The 20,996-nt window shown below is 65.0% G+C and carries 19 protein-coding genes, 1 tRNA gene and 1 pseudogene; 8 read left to right on the top strand and 13 right to left on the bottom strand.

The features are described 5' to 3' along the window. Positions 1-50 precede the first annotated feature (50 nt). From FJ972_RS02250 to FJ972_RS02240, 3 genes are all read left to right on the top strand, one after another. Positions 51-875 carry a D-alanyl-D-alanine carboxypeptidase family protein gene (locus FJ972_RS02250; protein WP_226880486.1) on the top strand — a complete coding sequence of 275 codons (825 nt, stop codon included), beginning with the start codon at positions 51-53 and terminating at the stop codon, positions 873-875. A gap of 749 nt (positions 876-1,624) precedes the next feature. Continuing rightward, a complete protein-coding gene (locus FJ972_RS02245) occupies positions 1,625-2,545 on the top strand; it encodes a DUF1003 domain-containing protein (protein WP_140524164.1) in 921 nt (306 codons plus the stop codon). Positions 2,546-2,802: 257 nt separating this feature from the next. Continuing rightward, positions 2,803-2,879, top strand: a tRNA-Arg gene (locus FJ972_RS02240). 120 nt (positions 2,880-2,999) lie between these two features. Here the strand turns inward: FJ972_RS02240 and FJ972_RS02235 are convergent. Continuing rightward, positions 3,000-3,701 carry a haloacid dehalogenase type II gene (locus tag FJ972_RS02235; protein WP_140524162.1) on the bottom strand — a complete coding sequence of 234 codons (702 nt, stop codon included), beginning with the start codon at positions 3,699-3,701 and terminating at the stop codon, positions 3,000-3,002. Positions 3,702-3,904: 203 nt separating this feature from the next. After that, complete coding sequence (locus FJ972_RS02230; RefSeq protein ID WP_140524160.1) at positions 3,905-4,366, bottom strand: cupin domain-containing protein; 462 nt, start codon at positions 4,364-4,366, stop codon at positions 3,905-3,907. Between the two features lie 127 nt (positions 4,367-4,493). On the opposite strand from FJ972_RS02230, the gene FJ972_RS02225 reads away from it, so the two are divergent. Further along, complete coding sequence (locus FJ972_RS02225; protein WP_140524158.1) at positions 4,494-6,032, top strand: winged helix-turn-helix domain-containing protein; 1,539 nt, start codon at positions 4,494-4,496, stop codon at positions 6,030-6,032. 66 nt (positions 6,033-6,098) lie between these two features. Here the strand turns inward: FJ972_RS02225 and FJ972_RS02220 are convergent, their stop codons facing one another. The 5 genes from FJ972_RS02220 to FJ972_RS02200 all read right to left on the bottom strand — a co-directional run bounded on the left by FJ972_RS02220 (position 6,099) and on the right by FJ972_RS02200 (position 11,311). Continuing rightward, positions 6,099-6,899, bottom strand: a complete 801-nt coding sequence (locus tag FJ972_RS02220; RefSeq protein WP_140524156.1) for a class I SAM-dependent methyltransferase — start codon at positions 6,897-6,899, stop codon at positions 6,099-6,101. Between the two features lie 289 nt (positions 6,900-7,188). Further along, positions 7,189-7,701 (bottom strand): RidA family protein, encoded by a 513-nt coding sequence (locus FJ972_RS02215; RefSeq protein ID WP_140524154.1) that lies wholly within the window; start codon positions 7,699-7,701, stop codon positions 7,189-7,191. A 90-nt stretch (positions 7,702-7,791) separates the two neighbouring features. Continuing rightward, positions 7,792-8,205, bottom strand: coding sequence for a c-type cytochrome (locus FJ972_RS02210; protein ID WP_140517716.1), 414 nt, complete (start codon positions 8,203-8,205; stop codon positions 7,792-7,794). A gap of 49 nt (positions 8,206-8,254) precedes the next feature. Continuing rightward, positions 8,255-9,856, bottom strand: a complete 1,602-nt coding sequence (locus FJ972_RS02205) for a flavin monoamine oxidase family protein (RefSeq protein ID WP_224618489.1) — start codon at positions 9,854-9,856, stop codon at positions 8,255-8,257. A gap of 360 nt (positions 9,857-10,216) precedes the next feature. Then, positions 10,217-11,311, bottom strand: coding sequence for a LacI family DNA-binding transcriptional regulator (locus tag FJ972_RS02200; protein WP_181167260.1), 1,095 nt, complete (start codon positions 11,309-11,311; stop codon positions 10,217-10,219). Positions 11,312-11,861: 550 nt separating this feature from the next. On the opposite strand from FJ972_RS02200, the gene FJ972_RS02195 reads away from it, so the two are divergent. From FJ972_RS02195 to FJ972_RS02180, 4 genes and pseudogenes are all read left to right on the top strand, one after another. After that, positions 11,862-12,824: a sugar-binding protein gene (locus FJ972_RS02195; RefSeq protein WP_140491278.1), complete on the top strand. Its 963-nt coding sequence runs from the start codon at positions 11,862-11,864 to the stop codon at positions 12,822-12,824. Positions 12,825-12,940: 116 nt separating this feature from the next. After that, positions 12,941-14,479, top strand: coding sequence for a sugar ABC transporter ATP-binding protein (locus FJ972_RS02190; protein ID WP_140524430.1), 1,539 nt, complete (start codon positions 12,941-12,943; stop codon positions 14,477-14,479). A 50-nt stretch (positions 14,480-14,529) separates the two neighbouring features. After that, positions 14,530-15,525 carry an ABC transporter permease gene (locus FJ972_RS02185; RefSeq protein WP_140517717.1) on the top strand — a complete coding sequence of 332 codons (996 nt, stop codon included), beginning with the start codon at positions 14,530-14,532 and terminating at the stop codon, positions 15,523-15,525. A gap of 231 nt (positions 15,526-15,756) precedes the next feature. After that, a pseudogene (locus FJ972_RS02180) lies at positions 15,757-16,275 on the top strand (DUF2231 domain-containing protein). Between the two features lie 55 nt (positions 16,276-16,330). Here the strand turns inward: FJ972_RS02180 and phnN are convergent. From phnN to iolE, 6 genes are all read right to left on the bottom strand, one after another. Further along, a complete protein-coding gene (phnN, locus tag FJ972_RS02175; RefSeq protein ID WP_181167259.1) occupies positions 16,331-16,963 on the bottom strand; it encodes a phosphonate metabolism protein/1,5-bisphosphokinase (PRPP-forming) PhnN in 633 nt (210 codons plus the stop codon). Then, complete coding sequence (locus FJ972_RS02170; RefSeq protein WP_140524149.1) at positions 16,960-18,099, bottom strand: alpha-D-ribose 1-methylphosphonate 5-triphosphate diphosphatase; 1,140 nt, start codon at positions 18,097-18,099, stop codon at positions 16,960-16,962. Before FJ972_RS02170 ends, phnN begins: the two co-directional genes overlap by 4 nt. Before the next feature lie 44 nt (positions 18,100-18,143). Further along, entirely contained in the window at positions 18,144-18,851 is a 708-nt protein-coding gene (locus FJ972_RS02165; RefSeq protein ID WP_140524148.1) for a DUF1045 domain-containing protein, read from the bottom strand. 151 nt (positions 18,852-19,002) lie between these two features. Next, positions 19,003-19,815, bottom strand: a complete 813-nt coding sequence (gene iolB / locus FJ972_RS02160; protein ID WP_140524146.1) for a 5-deoxy-glucuronate isomerase — start codon at positions 19,813-19,815, stop codon at positions 19,003-19,005. Positions 19,816-19,819: 4 nt separating this feature from the next. After that, entirely contained in the window at positions 19,820-20,038 is a 219-nt protein-coding gene (locus FJ972_RS02155; protein ID WP_140491266.1) for a DUF3329 domain-containing protein, read from the bottom strand. 40 nt (positions 20,039-20,078) lie between these two features. Further along, complete coding sequence (gene iolE, locus FJ972_RS02150) at positions 20,079-20,996, bottom strand: myo-inosose-2 dehydratase (RefSeq protein ID WP_140524144.1); 918 nt, start codon at positions 20,994-20,996, stop codon at positions 20,079-20,081.

Raw genomic sequence — 20,996 nt, 5'->3', positions numbered from 1 at the left:
GTCGCCTTCCGCTCGTCCAGAGACTTCTCGTCGCCCTTGGCCTGTTGCTGATGGCTGCGGGCTGCTCGACCACGACACCGCCGGACTCTGTGCTCGCCGTGCCGGCGCCGCCGCAGAAATACGCGGCCATCGTCGTCGATATCAGAAGCGGCAAGCAGCTGTTCGAGGTCAATTCGAGGGCGCAGCGCTATCCGGCCTCGCTGACCAAGATGATGACGCTTTACCTCCTGTTCGAGGCGATGGAGAGCGGCCGCGTCTCCAAGGAAACGCAGATCCCGGTCTCCGACCACGCGGCCTCGCAGCCGCCGACCAAGATGCGCTTCCGGCGCGGGGAAACGATCGACGTGGATTCCGCCATCCGCGCCATCGTCGTCAAGTCGGCCAATGACGTGGCGGTGGCGGTGGGCGAATATCTCGGCGGCTCGGAGGACGAGTTCGCCGCCATGATGACGTCGAAGGCGCGCCAGCTTGGCATGACCAGCACCATTTTCCGCAACGCCTCGGGCCTGCCCGACGACGGCCAGGTCACCAGCGCGCGCGACATGGCGGTGCTCGGCATGGCGCTGCACCAGCGCTTCCCCCAGCATTTCCACTATTTTTCCGAAAGCGACTTCATGTTCCGCGGCCGGCTGGTGCGCGGCCATAACGACATGCTCGGCCGCGTGCGCGGCGTGAACGGCATCAAGACCGGCTATATCAGGGCTTCCGGCTTCAACATCGTCACCTCCTACGAAGCCGATGGCCGCCAGCTGATCGTGGTGGTGATGGGCGCCGACAGCGCCCGCCAGCGCAACGACCATGTCGAGGCGCTGATCCAGCGCAATTTGTCGCCGGCCGACGCCCCGACCAGGGTGATGTACGCCGAACAGCAGTGAGCGGGGCGAGCTTCGGGGCTGCCTCGCTTCGGACCAGCTTGCTCAACTATCGAAGTCGGTGCCGCCCCTCATCGCCCTGCCGGGCACTTCTCCCCGTATAGTGACGGGGAGAAGGGGCTGGCCGCAACCTCGGCACCCTTTTGCAGCGTTGGTGATGGGCGAAACCGGCGATAACAGCCCCTCTCTCCCCGTTCCACGGGGAGAGATGTCCGGCAGGACAGTGAGGGGCGGCGCAGTCGCTCGAAAGCGGGCGATGGCGTCGACTGACCCGATAGGAATTTTTTCTTGACAGGGTGAAGGCAACTATGCTACTATTTTCGCTATGGTGCTGATTTGCGCCAGCCACCCGCCGCAAGGCGGGTTTTTTATTGCCGTCGCCCAGGCGCCGGCCAATCACTTCGTCGGAGCAAGGAGCGTAGCGACGTCGCGCAGACCCGAGGATCCATGCCGCGACTCGCAGGCGCCGCAACGGTTCGCAATTCTGCTCCACCGCCGCCAATGTCACGGAATGGATCCAGGCTCCGCAACGGAGCTTCGCCCCGTTATGGTTCCTCAGCGGTTGATGACGATTTCACAGAGCCGCCGCCAACCTCGAATGTCTACCAGGCGAGCCCCGAAAGGCGGCCCGCTGCCCCTTCCTGTCACGCAATCGTCCGCAAGGCGTGGCATAGGCATGCCAAATCGCCGCGATGCTGGCTAAGCATCGCCGCATCGGTCTATCGTCTTCCACCACAGCAGGAGCCCGCATCATGAGCACCCTCCCCAAGGCGTCCGAGCAGCAGGCGGACAATGACAGCGGCGGCGAATATTTCGAGGCGCCGACCACCGGGGAGGACCTGCACGGGGTTTCGGACGAGCATTTCGACACGCCGGAAGTGCCGGACTCAGAGCCGGCCTTGCCCGGAGCCTCGCGGGCCAAGCCCAAGAAAAGGCCGTCGGCGATCTCGGGCCGCAAATTCCGCAAGCGCGACCTGGTGCGCATCGACGACCTGCGCCCGAGCCTGGCCGACCGCATCCGCTCCGACCATCCCGACCTGCCGCATGGCGCCCGCATCAGCCGCGAGGAGCTCGGCCGCTACCGCATGCGCTACATGGAGGAGCTGCTCCAGCAGGAGCACGGCGAATTTTCCGAGCTCGACCGCCAGGTGGTGGAATCGATCGCCCGGCAGGACACGATTTCGGAAAACTCGGAAGAGGAGTTCGAGGAGCACCGCTCCTTTGCCGACCGCGTCTCCGACAACATGGCGGCCTTCGGCGGCAGCTGGTGGTTCCTGATCTCGTTCGCCGGCGTGCTCCTGGTGTGGATCGCCATCAACCTGTTCGAGGGCTTGAACCGCGCCTTCGATCCCTACCCCTTCATCCTGCTCAACCTGCTGCTCTCCTGCATCGCCGCCATCCAGGCGCCCATCATCATGATGAGCCAGAAGCGCCAGGAGGTGAAAGACCGCCTGCGCTCCTTCAACGACTACCGCGTCAACCTCAAGGCCGAGCTCGAAGTGCGCCATTTGCACGAAAAACTGGACTACCTCATCTCGCGCCAATGGACGCGCCTGGCCGAGATGCAGCAGATGCAGCTCGACGCCATGCATGAGCTGACCGGAGCGAAGAAGGCGAAGAGGGCGGCACGGGGAGTGAGGAGGCGGGCGGTGCGAGGTGAGGCGGGCGGGTGAGGGAGGTTCCTCGCCCCACAAACTGGGGGCTCGAAGGACGGGCGAGACCCTGGGCTCGCCCCGGCAAGGTGGCTCGGCGAAGCCGAGACGGAGAGGGGGAGCGCCACATCCAACAGGCCCGCACCCGTGAAAGGACCAATCCACCCCACCAGGCGACGCCGCGCCAATCTCCAATTGCCCGTTGAAGCCCGCGCCCGCTTCCGCTAAGAAGCCGTGACTTGCCGGTTCACCCGGTTCGTTTTCCGGCCCGCCGGGAAGCACCCGTAGCTCAGCTGGATAGAGCGCTGCCCTCCGAAGGCAGAGGTCACAGGTTCGAATCCTGTCGGGTGCGCCAAGGAAATCGGGTGTACGGCCCGGACACATAGGTTACGGTTTATACCGGAGACATGGGTGACACTTTTGGCCCGAAGGGCTTTGGAGTGGTTCAACCCTACGCGCCCAACCCTCCGATATCCTAAATCCACCCAGCCGCCCCAAAAAACCCCGGCACATCATCCAGCCCATGCGCCACCGCGTCCGGCTCATAATCCGCCGGCGGGCGTCGTCCCGTCCCGCGATCGACCCAGACCGCGCGGAAGTGGAGGTCGCGTGCGGCGGTCAGGTCGAGATGCGGGCTGGCGCAGATGTGGACCAGCTCGTTCCTGGTCACGCCAAGGGTGCGCCAGGCGTGTTCGAAGATTTGCCGCGACGGCTTGTAGGCCTGCGCCTGTTGCGCCGTGATGACCCGGTCGATGGCGCCGCCCAGCTGCGCGACATTGCCGGCGATGATGGCGTCGCCGGTGTTGGAGATGATCGCCAGCCTGAAGCCGGCTTGCTTCAGCCTTTGCAGCGTCGCGACGACCTCCGGGAAGGGCGGCATGCGGCCGATCGAGGATGTCAGCAGTTCGGCGTCTCCGGCTTCCGCTTCCAGCGAAAAGTCCTGCATCGCCAGATGCAGCGCTTTGGCGGTCACCTCGGCGAAGGAGAGGTGCGGCTTGGTATGCTCGAGCTGGTGTTCGTGCCGGTCGTAGACCGGGATGAATTTCTGCGCCTCGATCCTGCGGCCCTTGCGCGACAGGATCGTCTCCATCGCGGTCATCAGCCCTTCATCCCACTGGATCAGCGTGCCGTAGCAGTCGAAAGTAAGCCAGGTCGGGCGCGGTCCGCCAAGTGTCATTCGGGAACCTTTTGCGAAAAGACGTCGGGAGCCTCCGGGCACAACTTAGACCATTGGGCGCTTTTATCCAGGTGCAGGATTCTCCGCGTCGGACGGCCGGCTCTCGGCCGCAGCGATGATCTTTGCTGTGTCCAGGCATCCGAGGCACCGAAGGCCGCCGTTACGCCGGAAGCATGCCGATCACGCCTATGTACCAACTGCGCCTAGGCACTCGCCGTCAACGTGGAGAGCTGGTCGGTGTCGTAGCGGTTCCGCAGCTCGGCAAGCGCCTTCGGGTCCGGGGAGCTCTTTGCGGCCAGCCTGGCAAGTTCCTCGAAATAATGCTCATGCCCGGGCGGCGAGACGGTCATCAGCACGCGGGCCGGTTTCTCGCCGACATTGGTGATGTTGTGCTGCACGCCGGGCGGAATGAACAGGAAGGTGCCGGGGGTCGCCCGGATTACCTGCGCGCCGACGTGCCAGACACATTCGCCGTCAAGCACATAGAAGGTCTCTTCCTGCACGCGATGGATATGCAGGCCGGTGGCGAAGCCGGCCGGTATGGTGCAGTCGAACATGCTCGTGTGTCTGGTATCCTCGCCGGTGACGAGAAACACCATCGGCTGGCCACGCAGCATGACCCCCTTGTTCTCGTCGGGCATCCGGATGACAGGGGCGGCGCTCATTTGATCCTCCATCGGTTCGCTGCTTTTTCCCGCAGCCACCGGCACAGGATGCCTCTACCCGGCCGGCCAGTCGTGAAGCCGTTGCGAAATCATTGCGAAAAGATTGCAAACGGTATCTCCTTCGGGAATGGCAACGAGCCTCGCCTTTGGCCCCTTTCGCATCGACGGCGAAGCCGGGATCCTGTTCCACGGTGACCAGCCGACGCCGCTCGGCCAACGGGCCGTCGCGCTGCTGGCGCTGCTTGTCGAACGCACGGGCAAGCCGGTTCCCAAGCAGGCGCTGATCGACGCCGCATGGCCGGGCCAAGCGATCGAGGACAGCAATCTGACGGTGCAGATCGCGGCGGCCAGGCGCATGCTGGAGAGCGCGGCCGGCGGCGGAAGCTGGATCGAGACGCTGCCGCGGCACGGCTATCGCTATGTCGGGCCCGAGGTCGCGATCGGTGGTCTCGGCCCCGAGGCGGCAACGCTGACATGGCCCGGCAAGCCTTCGATCGCGGTTCTGCCGTTCTCGAACCTGAGCGGTGATCCGGAGCAGGACTATTTCGCCGACGGCATCGTCGACGACATCACCACCGGCCTGGCGCGCATCAACTGGCTGTTCGTCATCGCGCGCAACTCCTCCTTCACCTATAAGGGGCGCGCGGTGGCCGTGAAGCAGGTCGGCCGCGAGCTCGGCGTCCACTATGTGCTCGAAGGCAGCGTGCGCAGGGCCGGCGGCAGCGTGCGCGTCACCGGCCAGATGATCGACACCTCGACCGGCGCCCACATATGGGCCGAGCGCTTCGACCGCGCCTCCGCCGATATTTTCGCGCTCCAGGATGAGATCGCGCTGGCGGCCGTCGGCGCGATCGCGCCCAGCCTGCGGCGCGTCGAAATCGAGAGGGTGAGGCGCAAGCGCCCCGACAGTCTCGATGCCTACGACCTCGTGCTGCGCGCCCAGCCGGACGTGGGTTCCGGCATGCCCGAACGGGTGGCGCAGGCGCTCGTGCTGCTCGAACGCGCCATCGAACTCGAGCCGACCTATGCGCTTGCCCACGGCAATGCCGCCATGTGCCATCATTGCCTGTTCCTTCGCGCCGGCTTGCAGGAAGCCGATCGCGAGGCTTCGGTACGCCATGCCCGGCTGGCCATCCTGCACGGACAGGACGACGCGGCCGCGCTTACCCTTGCGGGGTTTTCGATCGGCATGGATGGACATGACCGCAAGGCCGCCTTCACCGCCCTGGAAGCCGCGCTTGCCGTCAGCCCGTCATCCGCCCTGACCTACATTCTGGGCAGCGTCATCCTCGGCTGGAGCGGCGAAGCGGAGCAGGCCATCGCGTGGAGCGAGCGCGGGATGCGGCTCAGCCCCTTCGACCCCTGGGCCTTCGCCGCCTTCGACGCGCAGGCGATGAGCCATCTGCTGCGCGGCCGCTATGACGAGGCCTGCCGTGCCGCATACAGGTCGGTGCAGGCCAATCCCGCCCACAGCATCACCTATGTGCAACTGGCCGCCGCCTTGGCCAAGCTCGGCCGGCTGGACGAGGCGATGGCGGCAGCGGCGCGGGTGCGTGAGCTGCATCCGACGTTTCGCTACGGTCGGCAGTTCGCCGCCGTACATTGCGCCCCGGCGGTCGCGCAATGCCTCGGCGAGGCGCTGCAGGCCGCCGGTCTGCCGCAATAGCGCCGGTGCGTCTTCATGGAGACCGGCCTGGGCGGCAGATGGCGGATGGGCGGTTCTTCGGCGCCCTTACCGCACCACGCCCCTGCAAGCCCAGGCAACGTTCGCAAACGACCGCGCGCCATCCGGCCGGCCGGCCTCATAGGCATCGCGGACGGCGGCCTCGCTGCGCGTCCGCTCGGCTGGATCGAGCGTCATCATGTATTTGCCGAGCGGGCCTTCGCCGGCCGCTATCGGCGCCCAATAGTCGTCGAAGTCCCGGTAGTCCATGCGGATCATCAGCTCGGTTTCGGTCACGTCGGCCAGGTCCTGCTCGACAAAAGTCCGCTTCATTTCGCCCGGCTGCATCATCGGCTGGAAGCAATAGCGGCTGCGCATCTGGCGTCCGCCTTCGCTGAGCGCGGCCACCGTGTCGATCATCATGCGCATGCCGGGCATGCCACCGAGATGATCCCACACGACGGCCGCCACCACGCCGCCCGGCCGCACCACGCGGCGCATCTCGCCCACCGCCTTGCCGGCCTCCGGCACGAAGTGGAGCACGAGCAGCGCCAGCGCGCGGTCGAAACCATCGTCGGCGAACGGCAAGGCGGTGGCGTCGGCTTGCTGGATCTCGATGCGCGGGTCGGTGTTGCGCCGCTTCGCCGCCTCGACGAAGACGGGCGAAAAGTCGATTGCCGCGATCGCCGCGAGGTCGGCGGATTTGGCCAGCTCGAATGTCAGGCTGCCGGTGCCGCAGCCGACGTCGAGGATCTTTTCGCCGCGGGCAAGCCCGGCGAAGTCGATGAATTTGGGCGCGAGCTTGCGGCTCCAGCGGCCCATGAGCTGCTCATATCCGCTGGCGTCATGAACGGTGAAACTTGAGGTCATCTCGCTCTCCCTGCGCTGAAGAGGCGAGGCTAGGGCAATTCCGGGAAAAGCGTGAGGCGGTTTTCCGTCCGCGATCCCGCAACCTGCCTTCGACGAATGGCTAGTGCATGGGCGTGGGCTCCGCGCGGTTTAGCCCTCACTGGCGGGTCAACATCGCCCGGCTCCGCCTTTCGGTGGGTGCCTGGGCGAGCGAGGCCGCTTCAGCCGCCCCGGTTCGCGGCCCGCCAGATCCGCGCCTCGCCAGCCCGTTCGGCATCCTGGCTCGACGGGCTGGCCGAACGCCCCGGCTTCAGGGCCGCACGGCGGTCACTTCGATTTCGACCAGGAAGCCGGGGCCGGCAAGGCCCGCGACCTGCACCACCGAACGCGTCGGCAGGTTCGGCTGGTCCTTGGTCCCGAAAAACTTCGTGTAGCCTTTCATGAAACCGGCGAAATCCATCTTGCCGCCCTTGGCGGGATCGCCGACCAGGAAGACCTGCATCTTGACGACGTCGCCCATCTTCAGGCCGAGATCGGCCAGCGTCTTGTCGATCGACTTCAGCACCGAGCCGGTCTGGGCCTCGGTGTCGCCATAGGCGGCGACCGTCGCCTTGTCCGCCTTCTCGTCGATGACCGACGGCACGGCGCCGCTGAGATAGACCGTGGTCTTGCCGGCCGGCACCTCGACGGCGCGCAGGATCGGAAAATCCGAATTCGGAATCTTGTGGCGAACGACGTCGTCGGCCAAGGCCGCGCCGGCGGCCAGCATTCCCGCCGCCAGCACGGCGGCCCCGATCCATGATTTCCCGATCGATGATTTCATGACCCGTTTCCTTCCATTCGAGAGGGCGGCGAGCGCCGGAATGCCCGCCGCGCGGTTTGCGTTGCCGCATGTGCGGGCGACATCCGCCACTCAGCGGACATCCTTCACGTCCTGCGCCGTCACGGCATCCTTGTAGTCGTTGCCGAAATGCGTCCTGACATAGTTGACCACGGCCGCGACCTGGTCGTCGCTCATCATCTGCCCCACCGGCGGCATGCCGTTTTGCCCGTGCAGGACGAGGCTTACGGGATAGCCGCCGGTCTCCAGGTTCTTGTTCTTGGCCAGCGCCGGATAGTGGCCGGCGCCGACCGCGCCTTGCCCCTTGTCCAGGTGGCAGGCGGCGCAGACATTGGCATAGAGCGCCGCGCCGTCCTTTTCGGTGAAAGTATCGCCCTGGCTGAACGTGACGCCGGCCGAATCGGCGAACGCGCCGGGAGCCGTGAACGCCATGGCGGCAGCCATGGCGGCGATGAGACCGCAGGGTCTTTTGAAGGAGCTGCTCATGATGGGATGCCTCGCGGGATACGGGGTGAACGAAGGAATCGGCATGGCCTCATCCCTGCATGACGCGCTGGTGCAGGCGGGTGATGGCGTTGAGCGAGGACAGGATCGCGCCCTCCTGCCAGGCGGGAATGTAGGAGGCATGCTCGCCGGCCAGCACGATGCGGCCGTCGATCTGGCACAGATTGTCGTAATGCTCCTTGCGCGCCTCTTCGGTCCAGTCGCCCGCGCAGCCAAGGGTGAAGGGCGAGCGGTGCCATGCCCAGGAAACGCCGGTCTCGAACTCCTGCTTGTATTGCGGGTGGAGCTGCGCGCCGTATTCCACCGCCTTCTGCACGCGCTCCTGCGGGGTCATGGCGGTGAATTCGTAGGAGTTCGGTCCGTTCCATGTGTAGCAGCCGAGCAGCACGCCCTTGCCGCCGGCGTTGAAGCCGGTGCTGGGGTAGGAGATCTGCGAGATCGGCAGGTTGGTGTAGCTGACGCCGCCGAAGATCGATTCGTCCTCCTCCCAGAAACGGCGCTTCATCTGCAGGCCGACCTTGACCGAGGACGCATAGGGCACCGCCCCGATCGCCGCCTGCATGGCGCCGCCCACCTGGATTTCGATCTGGCTGAGGATGGTGAGCGGAATGGTGCACACACACCAGTCGGCGCTGGCCTCCTGGGCGGTTCCGGGGTTTTTCGCGTCCTCATAGGTCACCGTCACGCCCTTGTCGTTCTGGGCGATCTTGGTGACCTTGGCATTGTAGGTGATGAGGCCGCCGACCTGCTTGGCGAAGGCTTCGCCGATCCTGCCCATGCCGCCGACCGGCTGGAACATGGTGGTCTGGAATTCGTAGAGCGAGAAGTTGGCGAGGCTGCCCCACAGGCGCGAATTCAGCACGTCGGACGCGCCGATGATCTGACCCGCCACCGGCTCGGCGCCGATGCCGCCGCCCGGCTCCTTCTCGTAGCCGCGGAATTCGGCGGTCGCGAGGCTGGATTTGTAGCTGTAGTCCTTGTCCAGCGCGCCCCAGGACTGCAGCGCCTCGAGCAGCACCTCCTGGTCCTCCTTGGAGACGAGCCCTTCCAACTGGCCCTTCTTGGCCACCTTGGCCAGCAACTCCGACGTGTGGCCCTTGAAGTCGGTCTCGATCTCGCGCACGCGCTTGGGCTTGCCGCCGAAGGCCTCGGTCGAGTGCAGCAGGGCGTTGTGATTGGTCTGCTGGAACGGCTCCAGCGTCACCCCGAGCCTCCGGCAGTAGGCCAACAGCCCGTTGTGATGGTAAGGGATGCGCCAGGGGCCGGGATTGAGGTAGAGCCCCTCGTCGAACTCGCATTTCTGCGTGTAGCCGCCGAGTTCGGTAACGGTGTCGCCGCCGCGTATCGTCCAGTTGCGGCCGCCGGCGCGGGCATTGTATTCGAGGATCTTCACCTTGTAGCCGGCCTGGCGCAGTTCCAAGGCCGCCAGCATGCCGGCCAGGCCGGCGCCCAGGACGAGCACCGAAGCGCCCTTCGGGTCGCCTTCGAGCTTGATCGGTCCCTTGTAATCGGACTCTGCCGCCAGCCCCATGCTGGTCATGGCCTGGTACATTGCGGCGCTGCCCGCCGTAATGCCGATCATTTTGAGAAGGTCGCGCCGGCGCATGCCGGCAAGGGATTGTTCGAGCTGCATGTTCGTCTCCTCGATCAGCGGCACGCCGCGATCCGCCGCCTGTTGCCCCCGCAAGCTCGAGGCGAGCCCCGGTGGACGACGCAAGGCTATGCCTGCAACCCAATCTGTTCAACCAACACGCCGCGCTTGGAACAAATGTCCTCGAATCTTGGCGCAATCGGGCTCTCGCGGCGTCGCTGGCCGGCATTTTTCACGCCTTCGCGGCCTCGGGGCCGGCGCCCGACCGCTTGCTGTGCCAATTGAAAGGGCATGCCTGGCTGGCCCCGGCAGCGGGAAAGTCCGACGGGAAAGTCCGTGGCCTGCCGGCGCTCGCGGCGCCGGTTTTCATCGCCCAAATGCTTGCCTTGTCGGCCGGGTCGGTCAGCCTGCCACGGCCCGCACGCTCTCCCTCTCCACCAGCGGACATTCCAGCTTGGTGATGGGATAGCGCCCCCGTCCCACCGTCGCTGGCGCTTCGAGCTGTTCGATCGCCCATTGGCCCATCGCCATATGCGGCAGGATCGAGGTGGTCAGCGGCGGGAACAGATGCCTGGCGATTTCCTCGTCGTCGTAGCCGACCACGGAGATGTCCTGCGGGATGTGCAGGCCGGCTTCCTTCAGCGCTTCGTAGCAGCCGATCGCGGTGCGGTCGTTCTGGCAGAAGATGGCGGTCGGGCGGTCCTTCAGCGCCAGGAGCTTGACGGTCGCGGCATAGCCGGCACTTGCCGACCAGTCGCCCTCGACCACCAGTTCGGGATCGAAAGGGATGTCGGCAGTGGCAAGAGCGCGGCGGTAGCCTTTCAGGCGGTCCTGCGCCGCCTGCATCCAGGGCTCGCCGGTGATGGTGGCGATGCGGCGGTGGCCGTGGCTGATCAAGTGCCGGGTGGAGCTCTGGCCGCCGGCGATCTCGGAGGGCACCACGGCGGGGAAGGCGTAATCCGACGTGTAGCAGTTGAGCAGGATCACCGGGATGTCGAGGCTGTAGAGGAAGTCGGGCGCCGTGATCTCGCGGGTGAAGATGGTCATGTAGATCAGCGCCGAAATGCCCCGCCTGGTCAGCGCCTCTATGGCGCGCGGCTCCATCACGGCGTCGCCCATGGTCTGCGCCACCAGAAGCACGTTGCCGGCGTTCCACGAGGCCTGGCGCGCGCCCTCGATGGCGACGACGGCTTCCGGGCTGGTGGCGAGCTGGTCGACAGCGAAGCCGATCACCCCGTCCAGCCCGTCGAAGGCGCTGGCCGGCGCCTTCAGTGCCGAAAAGGCCGGCGCACTATAGCCCAGCGCGCGCGCCGCCTCGATCACCCGCTCGCGCGTCTGCCGCGACAGTTTTATGCCAGGCGAATTGTTGAGCACGAAGGAAACAGTCGCCTGCGAGCAGCCGGCGGCGCGCGCAATGTCGGTCATGGTGACCCGGCCCTTGGGCTTCACCGGCGCCTTGCGGCGCCTTGCCGTCGCGATATCGGTGGTCTCACTCATGCTGTTCGTGTTCCCCGGCCTGTCCGGCCTGCCCGGCGACCATCAAGGCCGCGCCGGTTTATAGAAATATCGGCTGACTTATATCTATTAGCAGGCGACCGGTCTACTGGCTAAGGGGCTCGGGCAGCTTAAAATCACAGCATATGAGCCGATTATCCCTTTTGCGCCAAACCCTTGCGTTCTCGGCAAAGCCAACGGCGTCACCGCCGGCGCGGTCGCCATCGAACGCAACTAATACCGTTTACTAATACGAAAATGCGCTGTAACGTCTGTCCGTCGCGTCCGTTTTCCCTGGGGCGCGGTGCATGCGAATGGCCCGATGGCAAGCGGATAGTGCCCCGCGAAGCCTTGTCGCGGACATGTGATATGTCAGACAAATCGGACTATTTACGAACGGGGGATGAGTCTCTAAAGTCCGTCGCCGTGGCTGGAACGACGCCATCTTCAGTGCCGGGAACCCTTGAGGAGGAGGGCGTCCAAGCCGCGAACGGCAAATCAGACAAGTGCAGGATCGGCCGGTCCGACGACCGGCCAAAACGGGAGGTTGAACATGAAATCCTTGATACGCAATGCATCCGTGGCCACCGCGGCGCTGCTGCTTGGCCTGACGGCGAGCACGATCGCGCGCGCCGACGACAAGCCGACGCTGGCCTTCGTCGTCAACGGCGCTTCCGACTTCTGGAAGGCGGCCGAAGCCGGCGTCAAGAAGGCGCAGGGCGAACTGCCCGACTACAATCTCGAGCTGAAATATCCCGAGCAGTCCTCGGTCGCCATCCAGCAGCGGCTGATGGACGATCTGGTCACCGCCGGCGTCAAGGGCATCATGGTTTCGGCCGTCGATCCCAAGACCTCGACCGACGGGCTGAACAAGATCGCCTCGGAAACGGCGCTGTTCACCACCGACAGCGACGCTCCGCAGACCAAGCGCGTCGCCTATATCGGTTCGTCCAATGTCGATGCCGGCAAGCAGGCGGCCGAAATCGCCAAGAAGGCGATGCCAGACGGCGGCAAGTGCCTCGGCTTCGTCGGCCTGCTCGGCGCCGACAATGCCAAGGAGCGCATCCAGGGCATGAAGGATGGCCTGGCCGGCACCAAGATCGAGCTCGTCGACGTGCGCGGCGACGACATCGACCAGGCCCGCGCCAAGAAGAATGTCGAGGACGCGCTGGTCGCCAGCCCCGACGTCACCTGCATGGTCGGCTTCTACTCCTACAACACGCCGCGCATCTATGAAGCGCTGCGCGATGCCGGCAAGCTCGGCTCGATCACCGTCGTCGGCTTCGATGACGATCCGATCACCCTGGGCGGCGTCAAGGAAGGCACCATTGCCGCCACCGTCGTGCAGCAGCCCTTCGAGTGGGCCTATCAGGGCATGAAGCTGATGGCATCCTATCTCAAGGGCGACAAGTCGGGCATCCCGGCCGACGGCCTCATCATCATCCCGACCAAGATCATCGGCAAGGATGACGTCGACGCCTACGCCGCCAATCTGAAGGCGATGGCTGGAAACTAAGACCGAAGGCAGTTCAGCCGGCTCAACGTCGCTTGGGCCGGCTGCTCTCGCATTGACGAAGCCTTCGAGGCCAGTCAGTCTGCCAAGAGGTCGGCCCGCCAACGCTGTCAGGCATGATGAATTATACCGACACATCCATCACCGCGACCACCCCGTTCCTCAGCCTCGAGAACGTGCGCAAGACCTATCCGGGCGTCGTCGCGCTCGATGGCTTCTCGATGGAGGTCAGGCCGGGCGAGGTCATCGGCCTCGTCGGCGAGAACGGCGCCGGCAAATCCACCTTGATGAAGATCCTCGGCGGGGTGACGCGGCCCGACAGCGGCACCGTCACCGTCGACGGCACCGCCCATGACGGCCTGAGCGTCGAGGGCAGCCTGGGCTCCGGCATCGCCTTCGTCCATCAGGAACTCAACCTGTTCGAGAACCTCGATGTCGCTGCCAACATCTTCTTCGGCCGCGAACCGCTGCGCGCCGGGCCGCTCAGGCTCGTCGATCGCGCCAGGCTGCGCGCCATGGTGGCGCCGCTCCTGAAGCGCGTCGGCGCCAATTTCTCCGCCGACACGCCCGTCGCCGAACTGTCGCTCGCGCAGCAGCAGATGGTCGAGATCGCCAAGGCGCTGTCGATCAAGGCAAGGCTGGTCATCCTCGACGAACCGACGTCGAGCCTGCCGATCGCCGAGACCGACAAATTGCTCGACGTCATCAGGGCGCTGAAGGCGGACGGCATCAGCGTCATCTTCATTTCGCATCGCCTGCACGAGGTCGAGCGCGTCGCCGACCGCGTCATCGTGCTGCGCGACGGCATGCTGGCCGGCACCTTGCCCAAGCGCGACATCAACCACGACCAGATGGTCAAGCTGATGATCGGCCGCATGCTGAAGGAGCGCGAGAAGGCTTCCGAGGCGGCCCGCGCCCCCGGCGCCGTCGCCCTGTCGGCCAAGGCCATCCGCACCCCGACCTATCCCGGCCGCCCGGTAGATCTCGACGTCAGGCGCGGTGAAATCCTCGGCCTTGCCGGCCTTGTCGGTTCCGGCCGCACCGAGCTGGCGCGGGTGTTCTTCGGCATCGAAAGCAGCCTTGGCGGCACGCTCGAGCTCGCCGGCAAGCCGCTCGCCCTGGGCTCGGCGGCCGATGCCGTCGCGCACGGCATCTTCCTGGTGCCGGAGGACCGCAAGCTGACCGGCATCCTGCTCGACCTTTCGATCGCCCAGAACATTTCGCTGCCCAACCTGCCGGCGCATGCCAAGCGCTCCTTGGTGTCGACCAGCGCCGAAACGGCAACCGCCGAGAAGCAGAAAAAAGATCTCGGCATCAAGGCGCCCTCGGTGCAGACGCGCACCGGCACGCTGTCGGGCGGCAACCAGCAGAAGGTCGTGCTGGCCAAATGGCTGGCGATGAACCCCAAGGTGATGATCCTCGATGAGCCGACGCGCGGCATCGACATCGGCGCCAAGGCGGAGATCTACGGGCTGATGCGTGCGCTGGCCGACGCCGGCGTCGCCGTGCTGATGATCTCCAGCGACATGGAGGAGGTGATCGGCGTGTCCGACCGCATCGCCGTCATGCATGAGGGCCAGATCTCGGGCATTCTGGACAAGGACCAGTTCAGCCAGGAAAACGTGCTGCTGCTGGCGGTAGGCAAGCAGCCGAAATAATTCTGCCGCCGCGCCGCGGAAGCGCTCGGGCCGGCATTGGGGAGAAGATGATGAGCAAGAAAGATCTCGGCCTGCTGATCCTGATCCTGGTGGTCGGCGCCATCGTCGCCATCATCAATCCGCGCTTCCTGCTGCCTATCAATCTCGCCAACACCTCGAACCTGATCGGACTGTTCGGCATCCTGTCGATCGGCCAGGCCTTCGTCATCATCACCGGCGGCATCGAATTGTCGGTCGGCTCGCTGGTGGCGCTGCTGGGAACGCTTTTCATCGACTTCATCGCCGTGCGCGGTATGGAATGGCCGCTGGCCTTCGTGCTCATCCTGGTGCTCGGTGCCATCATCGGCCTGGCGCATGGCTGGCTGATCACGCGGCTCAAATTGCAGCCCTTCGTGGTGACCTTGTGCGGCCTTTTGATCTATCGCGGCGTCGCCCGCTTCTACACCGCCGACGGCACCGCCGGCTTCGCCTTCGGCCAGAATTTCCCGGAGCTCGAATTCTTGACCGCCGGCCGCTCCTGGGGCGTGCCGAACTCCTTCTTCGCCCTGATCGTCATCGCCATCGTCATGTGGGTGGTGCTGCACCGCTCGGTGTTCGGCCGCTATCTCTACGCCATCGGCAAGAACGAGGAGGCGGCGAAATATTCCGGCATCCGCACCGGGCGTGTCGTCATGGCCGCCTACGTCATCTGCGGGGTACTGACGGCGCTGTCGGCGATCTATTTCGCCATGTACACGCGATCCATCTCGCCGGCCAGCCACGGCCAGTTCTACGAGCTTTACGCCATTGCCGCGGCCGTGCTCGGCGGCTTCTCGCTGCGCGGCGGCGAGGGCTCGCTGATCGGCGTCATCCTCGGCACCGTGCTGCTGCAGGAGCTGCAGAACCTCGTCAATCTGCTCGGCATCCCGTCCTCGCTCAACTTCGCGGTGATGGGCGGCGTCATCCTCATCGGCGTGCTGATCGACCAGCAGTGGGGCGTGTTCCGCGCGCGGCGGCGCATGGTCGACGCCAGCCGCAAGAGCATCGCCGGGGCAGCGGCGGAATAGTCAGGGGCAAAAAGCCGCCGTCCGCCGTGGCCGTCGAAAGATAACGCCGCTCTATCTCGCCCGCCCCGCAATTCCGCTCGATCTGTTGTCGGCCGTATCTGTGCGGCCCCAAGTGACTTGAGTGCAAAAGGGGGGCGGCATCGCGAAAACGGTCTTGCGAGCTTCCATCCGGATTGGAACGAAACCCTTATCTGGGCGTTGTTCAAAGCTTTTCTATTCGGAGGCATTGTCATGGCCGCGAATCCGCTAAGCACCGCCAAGGTGGGAGGTCATCCCATCCATCCGATGCTCATTCCCTTTCCTGTCGCGTTCCTTGTCGGCGCGTTTCTCACCGATTTGATGTTCTGGGGGACTGCCGACGCCTTTTGGGCACGCGCGTCGATGTGGCTGATTGGAGCAGCCATCGTCATGGCTCTCCTGGCGGCGATTGCCGGCTTTATCGATTTCCTGAGCGAGCCGCGCATCCGCGCCCTGACGGACGCCTGGTACCACATGGTCGGCAATTTGACCGCCGTCGTTCTGGCGCTGATCAATTTCTATCTTCGCTACAGCCAAGGCGCCGAAGCGGCAGTTCGCCCATGGGGAGTGCTGCTTTCATTGATCGTTGTCTGCATCCTGCTGTTTACCGGCTGGAAAGGCTGAGAAATGGTGTACCGCCATCACGTCGCGGTTCTGGACGCGCCGACACAACCTTCGGCAACGCCGTCGGCCAGCACGCGTCGTGCCGATCACGACCGGCACGCGGCATAAAAGGAAGGTGTTTCGATGTTCAGGTCAGGCGAGCGCCACCTGACCATCAACACCTTTAGTCGATCAGCCCCGACATGTCGGAGAACGCCATCGCCTTGCGCAGCACCTCGGCAAAGCGCTCGCCTGCCGCTTCGCGCGAACCGCTATTGTCGATCGAGGTGACGCCGGGTCCGGAGAGCGTCACAGGGGCGCTGCGCGCCAGGCGTGCCAGAACCTCCCCGCGCGACTCGCGGCCACGCATCGCCAGCCGCCCGGCCAGCACATCGGGCGAAGCGGTGATCTCGACGATGACCAGATTGGCATAGCGCTTTCGCAAGGCAGGGATGATCGCGCGCGATACGTTGGCGACAGCGACATGGCCGTTGGCCACTGCCCAATCGACCTCGGCCGGCAGGCCGTAGCGCAGGCCGTGCGCCTCCCAGGAGACGGCGAAGGCGCCGTCGGCTTCGGCTTCGATGAAGGCGGCATCCGCCAGCGTGTCGTGATCCTCGCTTGCCGTGTCGCTCGGTCTGGTGATGACGCGGCGCACGAACTCCAGCCGCGGCTCGTCGGCGAAAAGCGCCTTGGCATGGCCGATGATCGTATCCTTGCCGGCGCCGCTCGGGCCCACCACGGCAACGAAGACGCCGTCGCGTATCGGAAACGCCTCGGCCGACAGTTCACGCTCGATCAATGCCGAAGCCATCACGCGACCCGCCGCCCCTGCCGCCAGACCGTGCGCACCACCGGAACGTGGTCGTCGAGGCGCACGCGCACCAGGTCGGCCCGGCGGCCCTCTTCGATGACGCCGCGATCGGAAAGACCGACGGCCTCGGCCGGGTTCTTGGACACCATTGCCACCGCCTGCGGCAGGGAAATGCTATCGACGACGTCGCCGAGAAAGAAGGCGGACTGGATCAGGCTGAAGGGGATGTAGTCGGACGACAATATGTCGAGCAGGCCGTCGCTGGCCAGCGTGCGCGCCGAGACGTTGCCCGAATGCGAGGCGCCCCGCATGACATTGGGCGCGCCCATCAGCACGCCGAGCCCTGCATCCTTCGAAGCCCTGGCGGCTTCCTCGGTGGTTGGGAATTCGGCAACGCGCACGCCTTGCTCGATGGCTTCGTCGACATGGCCCGTCGTCGCATCGTCATGGCTCGCAAGCACGATGCCGCGCTCGTGGCAGGCGGCGGCGATGAAGACGCGGTTCGGGGCCGAATTCCGTGCCGATTCGCCCATCCGCTTCTCGCAGAATTTCTGGAAATCGCGATCGGTCAGCTTCAGCTTGCGTTGATAGTAGTAGGCATAGGTTTCGAGGTTGACGAACTGGCGCTGGCCCGGCGCATGGTCCATCAGCGAGGCGAGCTTCACCCGTTCGTCGGTCTCGAAATTGGCGAAGGCCCTGAGGCAATCCGGCGCCGAGACCTCGCAGCGCAGATGGATGAAATGGTCGGCCCGCAATCGATCCATCCGCACGCTGTCCTCGATCGCGTCGGCGAGCTTGCGGATATCGGTGGCGTTGAGATCGGCATCCTCGTCCATGCCGACACGCAAGGCGTCGAGCACGGTGGTAATGCCGGCGGTCGCCACTTGCGCGTCATGGGCGAGCACGGCGGCGATCGGGTTCCACCGCACCTTCGGCCGCGGCGCATAATGGCCTTCGAGATGATCGGTGTGAAGCTCGACCAGCCCCGGAATGATGAAGTCGCCAGCCATGTCCTCGCCGGCTCGCACGGCGCCGGAGGATATGTCGGCGATCAGACCGTCACGCATCACGAGCGAGCCCTCGATGATCTCGTCGGCAAGAACGATGCGGGCGTTGCTCAGAATGGTCTCGGCGGTCATTTCAGGCAGTCCTTGGTTTTTTCTCGCCTTTACGGCTTGTTGCTTCAGGCGGTTTTTCTGGCCGGACGGCGCCCGAGCGCGTGCTGGGAAAGCACCATGAACGGGGCGCCGGGTTCGGGCTCGATGAACAACGTCAGCGCGTCCACCGGAACCGGCTGGCGCAGCACCTCGGCGAACAGGCCCTCGATTGCCAGGCGAAGACGAAGGCTTTCCTGTGGCCCGGCCCTGCCGGACAGCGTCATGTGAAAGCGGAAGCTCTCGAAGACGTAAGGATAGCCCCATTGGCAGAGATTGCGGAATTCGCCCGGCTTCAGCGAGTCCGGGCTGCGCCGCTCGATCTCGGCCTCCGTCAACGGCGCGCGAAAGCGGTCGAAATCGCGCACCACGTCATCGGCGAAGCGATTGAGCGGAGGCAATGGCGCCTCCGGCACCAGTGCGAAGAAACCGTCGATCTGGCTGACGACGAGACGCGGGATCATCACAACGGGCGTCGCCTCGGCAAAGGCGTCGAGCGCTGCGCGCAACGAGGCTTCGGTTTCGTTGGCCGCTAACCGGAAAGGGGCTTTCAGCGTTGCGTGAAAACCATAGCGCCGTGCCGATGCGGTGTGGAAGGCGACTTCCGCCGCCGACAAATCGCCCACCGCCTCCACCGGTCGCGTCGCGGCGCCGAACGGGTCACGGCCCAGCCAGTTGGCGGCGATCCGCGCCAATTTTTCGTCCTGTTGGGGGGTGAAGTAGATGGCGTAGCGCATCGAAAATCCTCGTCAGCCCGTTGCCATAGGTGATTTCCATGACGGATTGACGAAGCTTTGAAGGGTTTTCGAAGGCAAATCGACCCCGCCGGTCCTTAGCCGACGATTTTTCTGATCTGGACCAACAGGTTCAGCCGTGAACGCGCAACGGTCAGGCCTTCATCAGCCATTCGTGCTCGGGCGCATTGTGGAATTTCCACGTCCGCTTCGGGCCGGCCATGACGTTGAGATAGTAGAGGTCGTAGCCATGGCAAGCCGCGCAGGGGTGATAGCCCTTGGGCACCAGCACGACGTCGCCGTCCTCGATCGCCATCGCCTCGTCCAGCGCGCGGGAGCCGTCCTTGTCGGCGTCGGTATAGACCCGCTGGAAAGCAAAGCCCTGCGGCGGGTTGAGGCGGTGATAATAGGTTTCCTCGAGATAGGATTCGTTAGGCAGATTGTCCTGGTCGTGCTTGTGCGGCGGATAGCTCGACGTATGGCCGCCGGGCGTGATGACCTCGACCACCAGCAGCGAATCGGCCGGCTTGCCCTCGGGCAGGATGTTGGTGACGTAGCGCGTATTGGTGCCCTTGCCGCGCACCTCCTGGCCGAGGTCGTCAGGCCCGATGACGCGAACCGGCAGGCCGCCGCTCAATCCCGGCGCCGAGCAGACCGCCAGTTCCAGTCCGCTATCAGCCGTCACCGACCAGTCCGATCCCTGCGGCACATAGACCGACCATGGTTTGCCTTCGAAGGGCGACATGCGCTGGCCAAGCAGGCCGAGATCCTTGCCGCCGGCCGTGACCGTGCCCTTGCCGGTGACGAACACCAGGCAGACTTCGCGATCGTCCGTTGTTCCCGAAGCCGTTTCGCCCGGTTCCAGCCGGTGCAGGTCGAACCCGACATAGGTCCATCCGGCGCTTTGCGGCGTGACATGCGCGACACGGCCATGGCCCTTGTCGGCTTTGACCAGCAGCTTCGACATCCGGTTACTCCTTCGGTTCGACTTCGGCGGGCGCCTTGTTCTCGTCGGCCGGCTTGTAGAGATAAAAAAACTGCCAGACGCCATAGCCGGCGAAGCCCAGCGCGATCACGCCCCAGAACGGCGTGCCGCTCGCGAATTCGATGATCGACCAGATGACGCAGACCGCGACGACGGCGACACGCCGCCATAGGGGCCGGAAGAAGGGGTGCTCGGAATCTTTCATCGCGGCAACCTACAGCAAGCCCGGCCTGGCGAGAACCCGATCAGACATCGGGGAAGCCCTGGGTCTCGACCGTGTAGCCGGCCGCCGTCATCACCCGCATCAACTCCTTGTGGCCCACCTGCGCCATCTTGAGCGGCGGGTTCTTCTTCGGGTCCTGTTCGGCCTCGACCACGAACCAGCCTTCATAGCCGTGGTCGGCGAAACGCTGCACGATGGCGCCGAAATCCAGCGAGCCGTCGCCCGGCACGGTGAAGGCGCCGAGAGCCACCGCATCGAGGAAGGACTGCCTCGTGCGGTCGAGCTTCTCGATCACGCCCATGCGTACATCCTTCACATGCACATGGCTGATGCGCTTGTGGTGATTGTCGATGGCGCGCAGCACATCGCCGCCGGCAAAGGCCAGATGTCCAGCGTCAAGCAGCAGCGGAATGCCCGCTCCGGAATGGCGCATGAAGGCGTCGAGCTCCGCCTCGGTCTCGACCACCGCCGCCATATGGTGATGATAGGAAAGCGGCATGCCTTGCTCGGCGCACCATTCGCCGAATTCGGTCAGGCGCCTGGCATAGGCCTTCATCTCGTCGCTCGAGAGTTTCGGCTTGGTGGCGAGCGGCTTCGAGCGGTCGCCCTGGATCGAACGGCCAACCTCGCCATAGACGATGCAAGGCGCGTTGACCGCCTTGAACAGGTCGATCATCGGCTGGATGCGATCCTTGTTCTTGCTCATCTCCTCGTCGACCAGCGTGCCCGAGAACCAGCCGCCGCACAGTGTGACGTCAGCCGCCTTCAGGATCGGCAGCATCACCTTGGGGTCCTTGGGAAAGCGCCGTCCCATCTCCATGCCGGTGAAGCCGGCCGAACGCGACTGGCGTAGGCACTCCTCCAACGACACGTCGTCGCTGAGTTCCGCAAGATCGTCGTTCCACCACGCGATGGGGGACATGCCCAGTTTGGCTTTCAA

This window comes from Mesorhizobium sp. B2-1-1 (assembly GCF_006442975.2).
Classification (GTDB): domain Bacteria; phylum Pseudomonadota; class Alphaproteobacteria; order Rhizobiales; family Rhizobiaceae; genus Mesorhizobium.
The sequence above is the reverse complement of the archived record's forward strand: the minus strand, read 5'-3'. Positions and strand labels throughout refer to the sequence as shown.

Coding starts and splice junctions, on each gene's coding strand:
- FJ972_RS02250 (WP_226880486.1), top strand. CDS start 51: ATGGCTGCGGGCTGCTCGACCACGACACCGCCGGACTCTGTGCTCGCC.
- FJ972_RS02245 (WP_140524164.1), top strand. CDS start 1,625: ATGAGCACCCTCCCCAAGGCGTCCGAGCAGCAGGCGGACAATGACAGC.
- FJ972_RS02235 (WP_140524162.1), bottom strand. CDS start 3,701: ATGACACTTGGCGGACCGCGCCCGACCTGGCTTACTTTCGACTGCTAC.
- FJ972_RS02230 (WP_140524160.1), bottom strand. CDS start 4,366: ATGAGCGCCGCCCCTGTCATCCGGATGCCCGACGAGAACAAGGGGGTC.
- FJ972_RS02225 (WP_140524158.1), top strand. CDS start 4,494: ATGGCAACGAGCCTCGCCTTTGGCCCCTTTCGCATCGACGGCGAAGCC.
- FJ972_RS02220 (WP_140524156.1), bottom strand. CDS start 6,899: ATGACCTCAAGTTTCACCGTTCATGACGCCAGCGGATATGAGCAGCTC.
- FJ972_RS02215 (WP_140524154.1), bottom strand. CDS start 7,701: ATGAAATCATCGATCGGGAAATCATGGATCGGGGCCGCCGTGCTGGCG.
- FJ972_RS02210 (WP_140517716.1), bottom strand. CDS start 8,205: ATGAGCAGCTCCTTCAAAAGACCCTGCGGTCTCATCGCCGCCATGGCT.
- FJ972_RS02205 (WP_224618489.1), bottom strand. CDS start 9,856: ATGCAGCTCGAACAATCCCTTGCCGGCATGCGCCGGCGCGACCTTCTC.
- FJ972_RS02200 (WP_181167260.1), bottom strand. CDS start 11,311: ATGAGTGAGACCACCGATATCGCGACGGCAAGGCGCCGCAAGGCGCCG.
- FJ972_RS02195 (WP_140491278.1), top strand. CDS start 11,862: ATGAAATCCTTGATACGCAATGCATCCGTGGCCACCGCGGCGCTGCTG.
- FJ972_RS02190 (WP_140524430.1), top strand. CDS start 12,941: ATGAATTATACCGACACATCCATCACCGCGACCACCCCGTTCCTCAGC.
- FJ972_RS02185 (WP_140517717.1), top strand. CDS start 14,530: ATGAGCAAGAAAGATCTCGGCCTGCTGATCCTGATCCTGGTGGTCGGC.
- FJ972_RS02170 (WP_140524149.1), bottom strand. CDS start 18,099: ATGACCGCCGAGACCATTCTGAGCAACGCCCGCATCGTTCTTGCCGAC.
- FJ972_RS02165 (WP_140524148.1), bottom strand. CDS start 18,851: ATGCGCTACGCCATCTACTTCACCCCCCAACAGGACGAAAAATTGGCG.
- iolB (WP_140524146.1), bottom strand. CDS start 19,815: ATGTCGAAGCTGCTGGTCAAAGCCGACAAGGGCCATGGCCGTGTCGCG.
- FJ972_RS02155 (WP_140491266.1), bottom strand. CDS start 20,038: ATGAAAGATTCCGAGCACCCCTTCTTCCGGCCCCTATGGCGGCGTGTC.